Annotated in this window: 10 protein-coding genes; 3 read left to right on the top strand and 7 right to left on the bottom strand. The window is 72.0% G+C overall.

Going from position 1 to position 16563, the window contains the following annotated elements; genetic code table 11:
* The first annotated feature begins 79 nt into the window (after positions 1–79).
* The 3 genes from ACF1AL_RS01065 to ACF1AL_RS01055 all read left to right on the top strand — a co-directional run bounded on the left by ACF1AL_RS01065 (position 80) and on the right by ACF1AL_RS01055 (position 3740).
* Positions 80–1009, top strand: coding sequence for a LysR family transcriptional regulator (locus tag ACF1AL_RS01065; protein ID WP_366834396.1), 930 nt, complete (start codon positions 80–82; stop codon positions 1007–1009).
* A 157-nt stretch (positions 1010–1166) separates the two neighbouring features.
* A complete protein-coding gene (locus tag ACF1AL_RS01060; protein WP_391659860.1) occupies positions 1167–3005 on the top strand; it encodes a glycoside hydrolase family 3 protein in 1839 nt (612 codons plus the stop codon).
* Between the two features lie 123 nt (positions 3006–3128).
* Entirely contained in the window at positions 3129–3740 is a 612-nt protein-coding gene (locus ACF1AL_RS01055) for a hypothetical protein (protein ID WP_391825260.1), read from the top strand.
* Positions 3741–3785: 45 nt separating this feature from the next.
* Here the strand turns inward: ACF1AL_RS01055 and ACF1AL_RS01050 are convergent, their stop codons facing one another.
* The 7 genes from ACF1AL_RS01050 to speB form a co-directional block, all read right to left on the bottom strand.
* A complete protein-coding gene (locus ACF1AL_RS01050; protein WP_366834393.1) occupies positions 3786–5198 on the bottom strand; it encodes a S28 family serine protease in 1413 nt (470 codons plus the stop codon).
* 87 nt (positions 5199–5285) lie between these two features.
* Positions 5286–5681 (bottom strand): hypothetical protein, encoded by a 396-nt coding sequence (locus tag ACF1AL_RS01045; protein ID WP_391659863.1) that lies wholly within the window; start codon positions 5679–5681, stop codon positions 5286–5288.
* Between the two features lie 137 nt (positions 5682–5818).
* Positions 5819–9550, bottom strand: coding sequence for an ABC transporter ATP-binding protein (locus tag ACF1AL_RS01040; protein WP_391825259.1), 3732 nt, complete (start codon positions 9548–9550; stop codon positions 5819–5821).
* Between the two features lie 135 nt (positions 9551–9685).
* On the bottom strand, positions 9686–12616 hold the full coding sequence (locus tag ACF1AL_RS01035; protein ID WP_391694542.1) for a hypothetical protein: 2931 nt from the start codon (positions 12614–12616) through the stop codon (positions 9686–9688).
* Between the two features lie 233 nt (positions 12617–12849).
* Positions 12850–13767, bottom strand: coding sequence for a serine hydrolase (locus ACF1AL_RS01030; RefSeq protein ID WP_366834389.1), 918 nt, complete (start codon positions 13765–13767; stop codon positions 12850–12852).
* Positions 13768–13868: 101 nt separating this feature from the next.
* On the bottom strand, positions 13869–15554 hold the full coding sequence (locus ACF1AL_RS01025) for a thiamine pyrophosphate-binding protein (RefSeq protein WP_391825258.1): 1686 nt from the start codon (positions 15552–15554) through the stop codon (positions 13869–13871).
* Positions 15551–16531, bottom strand: a complete 981-nt coding sequence (gene speB, locus ACF1AL_RS01020; protein WP_363268861.1) for an agmatinase — start codon at positions 16529–16531, stop codon at positions 15551–15553. The genes ACF1AL_RS01025 and speB overlap by 4 nt, the downstream gene beginning before the upstream one ends.
* Between the last annotated feature and the right edge of the window lie 32 nt (positions 16532–16563).

The raw sequence follows: 16563 nt of genomic DNA, 5'->3' as shown, positions 1-16563 counted from the left end.
GGATCACGGCCGGCGACCCTTCAGCACCAGCGATGATTCCTGCACGGTTGGATGTAGCAACGCTGAAGGGAGACCTCCCGTGCTCGATCTGCACCGGCTGCGCGCCCTGCACGCCGTCCATGTCCACGGCAGTGTCGCGGCGGCCGCCGCCGTGCTCGGGTACACGCCGTCGGCCGTGTCGCAGCAGATCGGGAAGCTGGAGCGGGAGACCGGCGCCGCGCTGCTGGAGCGGGACGGGCGGGGTGTGCGGCTCACCGCCGAGGCGCTGCATCTGGCAGCCGCGGCGCGGGAGTTGCTGGCGATCGTGGAGCGGGCGGAGACCGAGCTGGAGGAGCGGCGCGGGGTGCCGGCGGGGCGGCTGGCGATCGCCGCGTTCGCGTCGGCCGCGCGGGGGCTGCTGCCGGGCGTCCTGGCCGATCTGGCGGCCCGGCACCCCGCGCTGGACGCCCGGCTCAGCGAGGTCGACCCGCATCTGTCGGTGGACCTGGTGGCCCGGGGCGCGGTCGACGTGGCCGTGGCGCACGACTGGGACATCGCCCCGCTGCCCTCGCCGGCGGGCGTGGAGCAGGCGGTGATCGGCGACGACCTGTGCGATCTGCTCGTACCGGCGGACCATCCCTTCGCCCGGCGGGCGGCGGTGCGGCGGGCGGACCTGGGCGGGCAGCGGTGGATCTGCCAGCCGCCGGGCCGGGTCTGCCACGACTGGCTGATGCGCACCCTGCGCGCGGCCGGGCACGAGCCGGAGGTCGTCCACCAGGCCGACGAGAACCCCACCCTGGTCGCGCTGGTCGCCGCCGGGCTGGGCATCGCGCTCATCCCGCGGCTGGGGCGGGGGCCGTTGCCCGAGGGGGTGGTGGAGGTGCCGCTGGATCCGCTGCCGGTGCGCCGGCTGTACGCGCTGTGGCGCACGGGCGCCACCGGCCGGCCGTCGATCGCGGAGACCGTGCGCACGCTCCAGGACCACTGGCCGAGGGTGTCGGCCCGGCCGGACCCGGCGGAGCGACGGTGAGCCCGAAACGTGCGGTGAGCAGGGATCGCTGACTGCCCCTCAGATGCGCACGGACGACGGCGGCGTGCTGCGCACCGTCTTGACTGGCAGAAACTTCCCGGATATTGGTGGCCTCTCGGAAGTTTCCTTCAGCGGTTCTCCTCCGGAAGGAGCGCACGTGCCCGACACCCGCACGGACAGCACGGGGAACACCGCACGACCCGCCAGACGCACCGTCCTCGCCGCGACCGCCGCCCTGACCGCCGCCCTCGCGGTCGGTCCGGCCGCCACCGCGGTCGCCGCCCCGCACGACGACAGGAAGCTGCGCGCCCTCATCTCCCGGATGTCCCTGGAGGAGAAGGTCGGCCAGCTCTTCGTCATGCGGGTCTACGGCCACTCGGCCACCGCCCCGGACCAGGCGGACATCGACGCCAACCTCGCCGAGATCGGCGTGCGTACGGCCGCCGAGCTGATCGAGAAGTACCGCGTCGGCGGCATCATCTACTTCGTGTGGGCGCACAACACCCGCGACCCGCAGCAGATCGCCGATCTGTCCAACGGCATCCAGCGTGCCTCCCTGAGCCTGCCGCGCGGGCTGCCGGTGCTCGTCTCCACCGACCAGGAGCACGGCATCGTCTGCCGCGTCGGCAAGCCGGCCACACTGTTCCCCGGCGCGATGGCGATGGGCGCGGGCGGCTCCCGCTCCGACGCGCGGGCCCTCGGCCGGATCTCCGGCGCGGAGCTGCGCGCGATCGGCATCCGGCAGGACTACTCCCCCGTCGCCGACGTGAACGTCAACCCGGCCAACCCGGTCATCGGGGTGCGCTCCTTCGGTGCCGACCCGGACGCGGTGGCCGCGCTGGTCGCCGCCGAGGTCGCCGGGTACCAGGGGTCGGGGGTCGCGGCGACCGCCAAGCACTTCCCCGGGCACGGCGACACCGCCGTCGACAGCCACTACGGCTTCCCGGTCATCACGCACAGCCGCGAGCAGTGGGAGACGCTGGACGCGGTGCCGTTCCGGGCGGCGATACGGGCCGGCATCGGATCGATCATGACGGCGCACATCCAGTTCCCGGCGCTGGACCCCTCCGGCGACCCGGCGACCCTCTCCCGTCCCATCCTCACCGGCATCCTGCGCGAGGAGCTGGGCTACGACGGGGTCGTGGTCACGGACTCGCTCGGCATGGAGGGCGTGCGCACCAAGTACGGCGACGACCGGGTGCCGGTGCTCGCGCTGAAGGCGGGCGTGGACCAGCTGCTCAACCCGCCGAACCTGGACGTGGCGTGGAACGCCGTCCGCACCGCCGTGCTCACCGGTGAACTCACCGAGGAACGGCTGGACGAATCGATCCTGCGCATCCTGCGGCTCAAGGCGCGCCTCGGGCTCTTCGACGCGCCGTACGTCAGCCACGCGGGCGTGACGCGCACGGTCGGCACGCCCGCCCACCTCGCCGCCGCCGACCGGATCGCCGAGCGGACGACGACCCTGCTGGTCAACGAGGGCGGGCTGCTGCCGCTGAACCGGCGCGAGCACCGCAAGCTGCTCGTGGTGGGCGCCGACCCGGCGTCCCCCTCGGGCACCACCGGCCCGCCCACCGGGGTCCTCGCGGCCGCCCTGACCGAGCTGGGCTTCACGGCGACCGCCCTGTCCACGGGTACGGCGCCCTCGGCGGCCACGATCGACCGGGCCGTCGCCGCGGCCGCGGACGTGGACGCGGTGGTCGTCGGGACGTACAACGTCACCGCGGGCAGCAGCCAGCGCACCCTGGTGCGGCGGCTGCTCGCCACGGGCAAGCCGGTGGTGGCCGTCGCCGTGCGCAACCCCTACGACGTGGCCCAGCTGCCCGAGGTGGCCGCCTACCTGGCCAGTTACTCCTGGACCGATGTGGAGCTGCGCGCCGCCGCCCGGGTGATCGCCGGACGGACCGGCCCGCGCGGGAAGCTGCCGGTGCCGGTGATGCGGGCGGACGACCCGACCCAGGTGCTGTACCCGATCGGGCATGGTTTGTCGTATTAGCGCTACGTTCGCTCCTCCGGCGCACCCCCCTCACCCGGCCCGAAACACCCCACGCGTCTGGCGTGCGCCCGCGCCCGCGGGCCACGCTGGACGCGGGGGCGGTGGGGGCGGTGGGGGGTGGCGATGCGCTGGATCGTGGGGGCGGGGTGCGCGCTGCTGGCGGTGGCGCTGGCCGGATGCCAGCGGCCGGCCGGCGGGGAGGGACCTCCGGGCGGGCGGCCGCCGACGCCCGTCGGGTCGACGGTCGGCTACGGCGCGCAGTTCCTGGGCGTGGGCGAGTGCAGTTCGTTCGGCACGACGCGCTTCACCGAGGTGCCGTGCGACGGCGAACGCGCGGCCGCGCGGGTCGTGGCGCGCTACGACGGCGCGGTGGGCGACGGCCCGGCCTGCCCGCCGGTCACCGACTTCGTGCTGCACATCAGCGAGCAGCGGCCCTCCGTCGACGAGGACGGCGACGGGGCGGTCCCGCAGGGGTACGCCTGCATGCGCAACCTCCAGCCGCCGCATCCGGGCGACCCGGGCCGGGGCGGCGGGCCGCGCACGATCGTCGGCGACTGCGTCTACGGCGTGGCCCGCGGCCAGGTCCGCGAGACGGCCTGCGACGGCAGCGGCCGTCACGCGCCGCAGTACCGCGTGGTGCGGGCCGTGGCCGCGCGGGCGCAGTGCCCGGCGTCCACGGCCCTGTACGTGCAGCTCGGCGGGGCACAACCGGTCGGCTGCGCCCGCCGCTTGTGACCGGCGGGCGCGGTGGCGGTCCGCGCCGCGCCCGCCGGTCACGGCCTACGGGCGCAGCGCGGGTTCGCGCTCCACGTCCCGTACGTCGAGGCGGCTGTCGAACGCGGCCAGCGGCTTGGCCTGCGCGGTGCTCTGCTGCACACCGGCCCACGCGAGGATGCGGGCGGTGGCCAGCTCCTTCTGCGCGGGCACCAGGCCGGCCACGTTGGCACCGTGGTTCATGCCGGGCGCGGTGAAGACGTAGGAGTCCTTGGCGCCCTTGTCGACGCGGAAGCGCTCGCTGCCCCACGGGTCGTTCTGGCCGTACACGAAGAGCATGTGGCGGGCCTCGTGCCGCACCCAGGTGTCGACGTCCCGCATCACCCACGGCTGGAAGCGCATCGGGATCTCGCGCGGGACGAAGTTGCGCGGCGGCTGGTAGCCGTAGCGGATGTAGCGCTTCTCGATGTGCGGGAAGCGGATGGTGGGCGCGCCGAGCTGGGTGCCGGCCTGGTAGTAGTACGGCGTGTAGGTCTCCAGGCCCTGGTCGGTGTAGGCGGAGAAGCCGGAGATCTCGTCGACCGAGTTCCAGATCTCGTCGTCGCTCGCCGTGGCGGCGTTCGCCGGGATGGTGTCGCAGTCGGAGAGCAGGCTGTACTGCCAGAAGCCCCACACGTAGTCCAGGACGACGGCCTCGTAGGCGCGGTCCAGGGAGCCGATGGTGGTGAAGGTGTAGCCGTTCTCGGCGGCGTACGCGGCGTACTTCTTCTCCAGCGGCTCGCGGCGCACCAGCGCCTCGCGCTGCACGGCGTTCAGCTTGTCGCGGCACTCCTCGGTGCCGACGGAGGCGAAGAAGCGGTCGTAGGCCGAGTCCTCGTCGTTCACCACGTCGTTGGGGGCGACGTAGGCGACCACGCCGTCCATGTCGCGCGGGTAGAAGCGCTCGTAGTAGGTGGCCGTCATGCCGCCCTTGGAGCCGCCGGTGGCGATCCAGTTGCGGGAGTAGATCGGCTTCAGGGCCTCGAAGACGCGGTGCTGGTCGCTGGCGGCCTGCCAGATGTCGAGCTTGGACCAGTCGGCCGGGGCCGGGCGGGACGGGGTGAAGTAGCGGTACTCCAGGGAGACCTGGTTGCCGTCCACGATCTGGGTGGGTTCGCGGCGGGACGGGGTGGTGGAGACGTTGTAGCCGCCGGTGTAGAAGACGGTCGGGCGGCTGACGTCCTTGTGCAGCACGGTGATGCGCTGCTGGAACGTGCCGGCCGAGGGGTGGCGGTGGTCCACCGGCTGGGTGAAGTTGAGGACGAAGTAGCGGTAGCCGGGATACGGCTTCTCCTGGATCAGGCTCACGCCCGGTATGGAGAGCAGCCGGTCCTTGATGTCCTGGCTGCCGGAAGCGTCCGCGGCGGTGGCCGCGCCCGCCGTGCTCAACGTGCCTATGAACACGGTGAACGCCAGCAGCCATCTGAGCGCCTTGCGCATGCACCCTCCCTGTGAGTCAGATGTGCGCCGGAAGCTATCGGAGCAACATCGTTTCCACCAGGGGGAGTTAAAAAGTGGGGAAACGGTTCAGCACAGGATCCAGCCGGAGTCGGCCGATCCGCCGCCCACGGAACCGGTGACGCGGACACAGCGGTGACCGGCGTGCACCGTGACCGGTCCGGCCCGCTCGACGAAACGGCCCCGGTCCACGACGGGCCGGCTGCCGCGCGCCTGCACGCTCACCGACATCACCTGCCGGGGACCGGGCCGCCGGGGCACGGTCAGGGCGCAGACGTAGCCGTCGTTGCGGTACACCTGCACGGTCCCGGTGGTGAAAGGCAGCGATGCCACCTTGCGGCCCGCGCAGTGCGTGGGCGCGGCGGCGGCCTGGGCGCTGCCGGGCGCGGCCAGCGCGCACAGCGCGGACGCCGTCAGCACGCCCAGTCCGAGCGCCGTACGGCGCCGTATCCCACCCCAGTCCACAACGGTCCCTCCCCTGCCTTCGGGCGACACAAAGCGTACGGGTGTACGGACGCAGGACATGTGTCGGATGGTTGCACGACCGTCAAGGACCCGATGCGCGGGGCGGGGTGGGCACGGGGCGGGGGCGGCGCCCCGGGTCAGCGGGACGCGCCCACCGGCTCCTCCGGCTCGGCCTCGCCGATGAACGTCCGCCACAGCCGGGCGTAGTGCCCGTCGCGGGCGAGGAGTTCGTCGTGGGTGCCGTCCTCCGCGACCCGGCCGTGGTCCATGACCACCACGCGGTCCGCCCGCGCGGCCGTGGTGAGGCGGTGGGCCACGACCAGGGTGGTGCGGCGGCCGGCGAGCCGGTCGGTGGCCTGGTTGACCTGGGCCTCGGTCGCCAGGTCCAGCGCGGCCGTGGCCTCGTCGAGCAGCAGGATGTCGGGGTCGACCAGCTCGGCGCGGGCCAGCGCGATGAGCTGCCGCTGCCCGGCGGACAGGTTGCGCCCGCGCTCGGCGACCTCGTGCAGATAGCCGCCCTCCAGCGTGGCGATCATGTCGTGCGCGCCGACCGCCCGGGCCGCCGCCTCCACCTCGGCGTCGCTCGCGCCGGGCCGCCCGTAGGCGATCGCGTCGCGGATCGTGCCGGGGAAGAGGTACGCCTCCTGCGGCACGACCCCGAGCCGGTGGCGGTAGGAGGTGAGGTCCAGGTCCCGCAGGTCCGTGCCGTCGACGGTCACCCGGCCGCCGGTCGGGTCGTAGAACCGGGCCACCAGCTTCACCAGCGTGGACTTGCCGGCGCCGGTCTCGCCGACGAAGGCCACCGTCTGCCCGGCGGGGATGCGCAGGTCGATGCCGCCGAGGGCCTCCTCCCCGTCGCCGTAGGCGAAGTGGACGTTCTCGAAGGCGATCTCGCCGCGCAGGGACGGCACCTCAAGCGGCTCGCGCGCCGTCTTCGTGGACGTCGGCTCCCGCAGCAGCTCCTGGATGCGGCCCAGCGACACCGTCGCCTGCTGGTAGCCGTCGAAGACCTGGGAGAGCTGCTGGACCGGCGCGAAGAACAGGTCGATGTACAGCAGGTACGCCACCAGTCCGCCGGTGGTCAGCGTCGCCGCGTCCACCCGGCCCGCGCCCACGGTCAGCACCGCCGCCGCGGCCGCCGACGACAGGAACTGCACGAACGGGAAGTAGACCGAGATCAGCCACTGGCCGCGGATGCGCGCCTGCCGGTAGCTGTCGCTGCGCTCGGCGAACCGCCGCCCGCCGTCCCGCTCGCGCCGGAACGCCTGCACGATCCGCAGGCCCGCCACGGACTCCTGCAGGTCGGCGTTGACCACCGACACCCGCTCACGGGCCAGCTCGTACGCCTTCACGCTGGCCTTGCGGAAGAAGTACGTGCCGACGATCAGCGGCGGCAGCGTGGCGAAGACGACCAGCGCGAGCTGGAGGTCGATCACGAGCAGCGCGGCCATGATGCCGAAGAACGTGACCACCGAGACGAAGGCGGTGACCAGGCCCGTCTGCAGGAACGTCGACAGCGCGTCGACGTCCGTGGTCATCCGGGTCATGATCCGCCCGGTCAGCTCGCGCTCGTAGTAGTCGAGGCCGAGCCGCTGGAGCTGGGCGAAGATCTTCAGCCGCAGCGCGTACAGGACGCGTTCGCCGGTACGGCCCGTCATCCGGGTCTCGCCGACCTGCGCCGCCCACTGCACCGCCACCGCCAGCAGCGCCAGCAGCGAGGCCGACCAGACGGCACCCAGCGCCATCTTGGTGACACCGCTGTCGATGCCGTGCCGGATCAGCACCGGCAGCAGCAGCCCCACCCCGGCGTCCACGGCGACCAGCCCCAGGCTGACCAGCAGCGGCAGCCCGAAGCCGCGCAGCAGCCGGCGCAGGCCGTAGGAGTCCTCCGGGCGCACCGCGCGCGCCTCGTCGACGTCGGGGGTGTCGGTGGCCGGCGGCAGTGCCTCCACCTGGGCGAGCAGCTCGGGGGTGGCCGGGGTGCCCGCCGTCGCCGCGTCCCGGGGCTCGCGCTCGCCCGCCCACAGCCGGGGCGTGATCCCGCGCTCGGCGTCGAACTCGGCGTCCAGCTCCTCGCGCACCGAGGTGTCCTCGGCGGCCGCGGCCGGCCGGGTGTGGCCGGGCGAGACACCGCCCAGCTCGTCCGGGTCGGTGAGCAGGCGCCGGTACAGGGCGCAGCGCTCCTGCAGCTCCTCGTGGGTGCCGACGTCGGCGAGCCGGCCGCCGTCGAGGACGGCGATGCGGTCGGCGAGGTTCAGGGTGGAGCGGCGGTGCGCGATGAGCAGGGTGGTGCGGTCCCGCATGACCTCCTTGAGCGCCTCGTGGATCTCGTGCTCCACACGGGCGTCGACGGCGGAGGTCGCGTCGTCGAGGACGAGCAGCCGGGGGTCGGTGAGCAGGGCGCGGGCGAGCGCGATGCGCTGGCGCTGGCCGCCGGAGAGGGTCAGCCCGTGCTCGCCGACCGTGGTGGCGTAGCCGTCGGGGAGCTCCTTGATGAAGCGGTCGGCCTGGGCGGCGCGGGCGGCGGCCTCGATCTCCTCGTCGGTGGCGTCGGGGCGGCCGTAGGCGATGTTGGCGCGGACGGTGTCGGAGAAGAGGAAGGAGTCCTCGGGGACCAGGCCGATCGCGGCGCGCAGCGACTCGAGGGTCAGCTCGCGCACGTCGTGGCCGCCGACGAGGACGGCGCCGTGGGTGACGTCGTAGAAGCGCGGCAGGAGCAGGGAGAGGGTGGACTTGCCGGAGCCGGAGGAGCCGACGACGGCGAGGGTCTCGCCGGGCCGGATCTCGAAGCTGAGCCCGTCGAGAACCGGGCTGGTCTTGCCGGGGGCACGGTCGTACCCGAAGGACACGTCGTCGAACTCGACCGTCGCCGGGGCGTCGGCCGGCAGCTCCTTGGTGCCGTCCTTCAGGGTCGGCTCGGTGTCGATCAGCTCCAGGACGCGTTCGGTGCCGGCGCGGGCCTGCTGGCCGACGGTGAGGACCATGGCGAGCATGCGGACCGGGCCGACCAGCTGGGCGAGGTAGGTGGAGAAGGCGACGAAGGTGCCGAGCGTGATGTGGCCGCGCACGGCGAGCCAGCCGCCGAGCGCCAGCATCGCGACCTGACCGAGCGCGGGCACGGCCTGCAGCGCGGGGGTGTAGCGGCTGTTGAGCCGGATGGTGCGCAGCCGCCCGGCGTACAGCCGGCGGCCGACCTCGCGCAGCTTGCCGGTCTCCTGCTCCTCCTGCCCGAAGCCCTTGACCACCCGCACGCCGCTGACCGCGCCGTCGACGACGCCGGCCACGGCCGCCGCCTGGGCCTGGGCGTACCAGGTGGCGGGGTGCAGCTTGGAGCGGCTGCGCTTGGCGATCCAGTACAGGGCGGGGGCGACGGCGAGCGCGACGAGGGTCAGCGGCAGCGACAGCCAGGCCATGACGACCAGGGAGATCAGGAACAGCAGGACGTTCCCGAGGGTCATCGGCAGCATGAACAGCAGGCCCTGGATGAGCTGCAGGTCGCTGGTGGCGCGTCCGACGACCTGCCCGGTGGACAGCTCGTCCTGGCGGCGGCCGTCCAGCCGGGAGATCGTGGCGAACATATCGGTCCGCAGGTCGTGCTGGACGTCGAGGGCGAGCCGGCCGCCGTAGTAGCGGCGGACGTAGGTGAAGACGTAGACGAGGAGGGCGCCCGCGATCAGCAGGCCTGCCCAGGGGGCCATACGGCGGCTGTGGTCGCCGATCACGTCGTCGATGATGACCTTGGTGATCAGCGGGACCACGGCCATCACGGCCATGCCGCCCAGGGAGGAGCCGAGGGCGAGGACGACGTCCCTGGGGTACCGCCAGGCGTAGCCCCACAGTCGACGTGCCCAGCCCCGTTGCGGTGTCACTCCGTGCCTCCCGATGGTCCTTCTCTACCGGAAGGCTGCAACGCCCGCGGGCTGCGATTTCATCCCCCCGCAACAATCGGCGTCGGCGGTCGGGTGGTGCGTGTCCCGCCCCGGCGGGGCGCGCCTGCGGTCTCCTCAGCGCTTGCCGGCCGCTCGGACCGCCTCGCCGACCGCTGTCGCGGGGGGAACCGTGTTGCGCCATCGCTGGTAGTTCATGGCGCGCACCGCCTGGGCGCCGACGTGGCGGCCGAGCTCCGTATAGGCGTCGAACTTGTCGACGCCGAAGAACTGGTCACCCAAGGCGTCATAGGGGAAGAGCGGGTGGGCGGCTGCGTACCGCTGGAGTTCCCAGGGCAGCGTCCGGTCCAGGGTGGCCTTCCCGATCACCAGCGTCCCCTTCTTGCCGCGGTCCTCGGGATAGGTGAAACTCCCGGTGATCACCGCCGTCTGCGCCATCCTGGCGCTCAGCCCGTGCGCCGCGCCGTTGCCTGCCGAGCCGTTCGGGGAGGCCAGGTCGGGGGTGTCCAGGTGCACTTCGACACCCAGCGTGTCGTACGCCAGGATGATCGACTCGGAAATCGATTCCGCGAAGGCCTGGCGATCCGTGCTGGCGTCGAAGCAGTAGATGTTCTCGCAGCGGTGACGGAAGAGTTCGGTCAGGCCCAGGTACTCGTAGTGCCCGCCGTCGGTGACGAAGATCAGCGGGTGGTTGCGGGGGTACACCCCGAAGATCTCACGGAGCAGATAGGACATACGGCGCCGTTTCGGCACGTGGGGGAGGTTCCACTCGTCGGCCCTCTTCCACTGCATCGCCGCGATGTAGGACGGGTTGACCAGCCACGTCCCCAGACGGGCGTTCGTGAGGGCGAGGATGACGTTCGCGGGACGGCTGTAGCGCCCCATGGCAGAGGAGAACGCGGCGCCGGACACGGCCATGGCCGTCTCCACCGTCAGGTCCCTCTCATACCGTTCGAGTTTGCGGTTCAGCAGGTTCCGCACCTGTGCCACACGCGCCCAGTCACCCGCTGGGCCGCCTATGTAGTCGTGCGAGAAGGTGAAGGGGATGGCTCCCCGCCCGGGCTGTATGTCGGCCGGATCGCTGGAGTGGGCGGAGGCACAGTAGATGACTTGAGGGAAGCGGCCTTCGACCGGTCGATAGTCGTCCAGGAAAGCGCGCGCTTCATGCCCGTCCGAAGCGTCGGGAACCGAGAGCGCCGCGAACAGGCGGTCCCGGTAGAAGGTGTGCAGGCCGAGCGAGGTCTCGTCGACGAAGTAGTACAGGACGAGCAGAACAGCGGTGCACAGCACCGTGAAGAGCCAGTTCGGCATCCAGGTGATGTCCAGGTGCGGTGTCCCTCGATTGAGGCGCAGAGCACTCCATGGCGCCTCGTCCGCCGAGGCGTGCGCGGTGACACCGAAAACCTTCAGGTAGACGATCACCACCATGGCCAGTCCCCCATACACGGCGAGCCACTGGGCCGCCCGCTTGCCCACGTCCCCGATCCGCTGGAGGGCTTTCAGACCCGTCTGCACCTGCTTCACGGCCGTTTTGATCTCCGTCTTGCGGCTGCTCAGCAACCCCACGATGCCGAGAGCGGTGGCGAGGACGCCCGCTATCCCCCCTTGCACGGCGGTTCGCGGGTGCACCTGTCCGTGCGTCGACGTGGCGGCCCACGGTCCGTGCACACTCAGCCACACGACAATGGGAACCAGGGCACCGGTCACGATCAGAACACCGACGGCGAGAGCGAGTCCCTCGGCCACGTGTGTGCAACGGCCCCCCGCCCCGCGCCTCGCCTCCGCGGCTGTCGTGTCGCCACCGCGTCCGCGGCGGTACACGGCAATGATCCACAACAGGGCCACGAGGGCAGCCAGGCACACGGTGGGTGCGATCATCGGCCACGCCGGCGACCAGGGCTCGTCGAACACGCCTTGCCGGCCGGCCATGTAGTAGAAGTGCCCGGCCCACCGTCCGGCCGTGTACGCGAGGGCGGCAAGGAAGAAGGCCGAGAGGAGGGCGCCCCTGAGGACGACGAGAACGGCCAGCGCCCATTCATCGGCCGTCCGCGCGATGTAACTGGCATGCCGGCGCAGGTAGTCACACCTTGTGGAGCCGGGCATGATCAGGGGCCTGCAACTCGTGGCGTCGGGCAGATCATGACGGGCGAACTGCATGGCTGCAGCCATGTAGGACCCACCGGACACCGAGGCCACGTATCTGACGTCGCAGAACTCCGAGGGAGTGCCCGCTTTTCCGGTCCCCCTCTCCTGGAGGGCCTGAAGAGCACCGAGGGAGAACGTCGCAGATCGGATTCCGCCGCCCGAGAGGCTGACCCCGGTCCCCCCGGCCTCGCGGTCCGGAGGTATCACCGAGTTCTGGTACCAGTACTCCTGAGCGGCTTCCGGAGCGGGCCGCTCAGGCCTGGAAAACTGGTACTCATCGGGTACAGCAGCCGTCCGCTTCGTATCGCGGTCATGGAGGCGGGGGTGCCAGGAGAGCCAGACCCTCACGATCGTGGTGCCCGCGCCCGTCAGGCAGACAAGTGCGGCGGGCGGCATGAGGGAATAGATGAGGAAGGCGGTTGCCTGCATCCAGAAGGAGGCACCCGACCCTCCTGAGCAAATTTGGTAATCGCTGCTCGGCAGGGGGTGGTAGCAGTGCGGTCTTGCATGAAGGAGGGAAACGTCCTGGACCACGTGCACGACGGCAAGCAGGACCAGCGTGGCGGCTGAAGCCAACCCGATGCCTCGCGTTCGGGAGGACCGGAACACCGCCCTTCCGAGAAGTCCCCCAGCCGCCAGAAAGACCGCTCCCGCATAGAAGACGATGTTCCACCACGTGAAGGCGAAGCCGTGGTACAGGGCTTCGCCCAGCGCATCGGGGGCGTTCACTTCCGCACTGATCGTTGAAGCAGTGCGGGCGATGTGGAAGACGATGCCGCCCAACCCCACCACCACCGCCACCACCGCGACGGAGAACGCCGTCTTCCGACCGAGCACGTCCGTCCCCGTGTACTCCGCCCTGGCTCGGGTCTGCCCAGGCCGGAAGAGCTGCTTCAGGCTCACGGCATCGTCCCTTCGCCGTGCGAGCTGAAAACCCGGTCGAGACAGGGAACGTCTCCGCACTGACCGCCTGGGACGGGCGACGATGCTTCCCTGACTCACCTCGGAGAGCGGCATCCGCCTCGTCTTTCATTCTGCGACTCATCTTCCCCGAGCGCACACCGGTCACCGGGGGCAGCGCGGGCCGGTCACCGCGGGTGGGTGCGGTGACCGGCGGGAGAGCGCGCGGTGGAACGTCAGCCCTGCGGCGGGACGGCGACGAACGCCTCGCTGGGCCGGCTGGTCGGCGTGTAGCGGGCGGTGGCGGCCGGCACCAGGTCCTTGTGGATGGCCTTGGCGACGTTCTGGATGGTGGTGACGCCGTAGCTCATGGTGCTGTTGTCCTGCGTCAGCACGGTGATCGTGTAGTCGTGGCCGGCGCCGTTGAAGGTGCCCAGGCTGTGCACCCGCCAGCCGTGCGTGGCCCGCTGCAGCCAGCCGTTCTTGACGTGCACGGCGACCTTGGAGGGCGCGCCGGCGGGCGTGCCCCAGCGCTGCGAGGAGACGACCTGCCCCATCAGCTTCAGGATGTAGGCGCGGGAGTTGTCGCTGAGCACGCTGTTGCGGGCGGTGACCAGCTTGAGGAGCTTCTGCTCGTCGTTGACGTTGATCTGGGTCAGGCCCCAGTAGCCGCCGCTGCCCGGCGTGGTCCTCGTCATGCCGGCGGCGGCGAGGAAGCCCTTGATCTTGCTCATGCCGAGCTGCTTCCACAGCGCGCTGGTGGCGTTGTTGTCCGACTTGGTGATCATGGCCCGGGTAAGGCTGACCTCACGGTCGGTCAGATACCGGTTGTGCTTCTTGGCGTCCCACAGCAGCGTGGCGAGCACGGTGACCTTGACGGTGCTCGCCGAGTCGAAGGAGCTGGTGGCGCGCAGGGTGCACGTGGTGTTGGTGGAGCGGTCGTAGAGCCCGATCGCGACCGTGCCCTTGCGGCCGGCGAGCGCGCCCGTGATGTCCTTCTTCAGCTTGGCGGCGAGGCCGGCCTTGGCCGACGTGCAGCTGACGGTCGGTGTCGCGGCGGCGGCGGGCGTGGCCGCGACCACGACCGGTGCGAGCAGGCCGGTGCCGACGGCGGCGGCCAGCAGCCGGCCGCGCCTGGATATCCCCTGAGTCATGCCCGTGTTGACGCACGAGTTCGCCCGAATGGTTGTACGGGCCGCCGATCCCGCCGGACGGGCGGTGACTCAGGGGCGGGTGAATCCCCGTCAGCTCCCCGTCAGCCGAGGTGCGTCGGCGCGAACATCCGCAGGACGGCGGGGAGGACGACCACGCAGGGGCCCGGCGTCGTGAGCGCCTTCGCCAGGTCGGCCTCCAGGCTCTCCGGCGAGGTGCGCACCCCCGGCACCCCGAACGACTCCGCGAGGGACGCGTAGTCGGGGCGGGCCAGTTCGGTCGCCGTGGCCTGGCCGAAGGCGTCCGTCATGTACTCGCGCAGGATGCCGTAGCCGCCGTCGTCGACGATGAGCCAGGTGACGTTCAGGTCGTACTGGCGGGCCGTGGCCAGCTCGGCGATGGAGTACAGGGCTCCGCCGTCGCCGGAGACCGCGAGGACCGGGCGGGTCGGGTCGGCCGCCGCCGCGCCGAGGGCCGCCGGGAAGCCGTAGCCGAGGCCGCCGGCGCCCTGCGCGGAGTGCATCGCGTTGGGGGCCTTGGCGTCGAAGGCGGACCACGCCCAGTAGGCGAGGATCGTCATGTCCCAGAAGGAGAGCGCGTCGGCGGGGAGCGCGCGGCGCACGGACGCGAGCACCTGCTGCTCCAGGGTCAGGCCCTGGGCGTCGATGCGCCCGCGGACCTTGGCGAGGAGCTCCCGGGCGCGCTCGGGGGCGCTCGGGTCGGGGCGCTCGGTGACGGTCTCCAGGAGGGCCTGGAGGGCGAGCCGGGCGTCGGCGTGGATGCCGAGGGCGGGGTGGTTGGACTCCAGCTTGCCGAGGTCGGCCTCGATCTGGACGACCCGGCCGCGCGGCTTGAACGTGTGGTAGTTCGAGGAGAGTTCGCCGAGGCCGGAGCCGACGACGAGCAGGACGTCGGCGTCCTCCAGGAAGTCGGTGGTGTGGCGGTCCTCCAGCCAGGACTGGAGGGAGAGCGGGTGCTCCCAGGGGAAGGCGCCCTTGCCGCCGAAGGTGGTGACGACGGGCGCGTTCAGCTTCTCGGCGAGCGCGCGCAGCTTGCCGGAGGCGTCCGCGCGGACCACTCCCCCGCCGGCGACGATCGCGGGGCGTTCGGCGCGCGAGAGCAGGTCGGCGGCGACGGCGGTCAGTTCGGGGCGCGGGACCAGCTCGTCCGGGGTGGCGTCCAGGGCCGTCACCACCGGCAGATGGGTCTCGGCGAGCAGGACGTCCTGCGGGATCTCCACCCAGACCGGGCCGTGCGGGGCGGTCAGCGCCGACTTCCAGGCCGCGGCGATCGCGGACGGGATCTGCGACTGGGTGCGCACGGTGTGCACGGACTTCACGACGCCGCGGAAGGAGGCGGCCTGGTCGGGCAGTTCGTGCAGATAGCCGTGGCGGCCGCCGCCGAGACCGGCGGTCGGGATCTGGCTGCTGAGGGCGAGCACGGGGGCCGAGGCGGCCGCCGCCTCCTGCAGCGCGGCCAGGGAGGTGAGGGCTCCCGGGCCGGTCGACAGCAGCAGCGGGGCCGCCTCGCCGGTGATGCGGCCGTAGGCGTCGGCGGCGAAGCCCGCGTTGTTCTCCACGCGCAGGCCGACGTACCTGAGGTCCGAGCGGCGCAGGGCGTCGAACATGCCGAGGGCGTGCTGGCCGGGCAGGCCGAAGACGGTCGTCGCGCCGAGCCCGGCCAGGGTCTCCACGACCAGGTCTCCGCCGTTGCGCCCGGCGGGCGGGTTCAGTGCGGCCTCCGTCTGGGCGGCGGTCGGACGGAGCTCCAGGTCGTGGTCGTGGGTCACTTGCCCTCGTTCTCCTTGCGGGCGGCCGCGATCTGGCGGCTCATGATGGTGGTCAGTTCGTACGCCGTGTGGGAGGCCGCCACCGAGGTGATCTCGGCGTGGTCGTAGGCGGGGGCCACCTCGACGACGTCCGCGGAGACCAGGTTGCAGGAGGCCAGGCCGCGCAGGATCTCCAGCAGCTCGCGGGAGGTCATGCCGCCGGCCTCGGGGGTGCCGGTGCCGGGGGCGTGGGCCGGGTCGAGGCAGTCGATGTCGATGGAGATGTACAGCGGGCGGTCGCCGATGCGCTGGCGCAGCTGGTCGGCGATCTCGTCGGCGCCGCGGCGGTAGACGTCCGCGGAGGTGACGATGCCGAAGCCCATCTTCTCGTCGTCGGTGAGGTCCTGCTTGCCGTACAGCGGGCCGCGGGTGCCGACGTGGGAGAGCGCCTCGGTGTCGAGGATGCCCTCCTCCACCGCGCGGCGGAACGGGGTGCCGTGGGTGTACTCGGCGCCGAAGTAGGTGTCCCAGGTGTCGAGGTGGGCGTCGAAGTGGAGCAGGGCGACGGGGCCGTGCTTCTTCGCCACCGAACGCAGCAGCGGCAGGGCGATGGTGTGGTCGCCGCCGAGGGTCATCAGGCGGGCGCCGGTGCCGAGCAGGTCGTCGGCGGCGGCCTCGATGGTGTCGACGGCCTCGTTGATGTTGAAGGGGTTCACCGCGATGTCGCCGCCGTCGGCGACCTGCGCGAGGGCGAACGGGGAGGCGTCCTGCGCCGGGTTGTAGGGGCGCAGCAGCCGGGACGCCTCGCGGATGGCGTTGCCGCCGAAGCGGGCGCCCGGCCGGTACGAGACGCCGGAGTCGAACGGCACGCCCACGACGGCGACGTCGGCGCGGCCGACCTCGTCGAGGCGGGGCAGCCGGGCGAAGGTCGCGGGGCCGGCGTACCGCGGGATGCGGGACGAGTCGACGGGGCCGCGGGGCGTCTCGTTGCTGCTCATGGTGAACTGCCTTCTTTCCTACGCTTCTTCGC

This window comes from Streptomyces sp. NPDC014801 (genome assembly GCF_043082085.1).
GTDB lineage: Bacteria > Actinomycetota > Actinomycetes > Streptomycetales > Streptomycetaceae > Streptomyces.
Note: the sequence above shows the minus strand (reverse complement) of the source record. Positions and strands in the feature narration are given on the sequence as shown.

Coding starts and splice junctions, on each gene's coding strand:
- ACF1AL_RS01055 (WP_391825260.1), top strand. CDS start 3,129: ATGCGCTGGATCGTGGGGGCGGGGTGCGCGCTGCTGGCGGTGGCGCTG.
- ACF1AL_RS01050 (WP_366834393.1), bottom strand. CDS start 5,198: ATGCGCAAGGCGCTCAGATGGCTGCTGGCGTTCACCGTGTTCATAGGC.
- ACF1AL_RS01030 (WP_366834389.1), bottom strand. CDS start 13,767: ATGACTCAGGGGATATCCAGGCGCGGCCGGCTGCTGGCCGCCGCCGTC.
- speB (WP_363268861.1), bottom strand. CDS start 16,531: ATGAGCAGCAACGAGACGCCCCGCGGCCCCGTCGACTCGTCCCGCATC.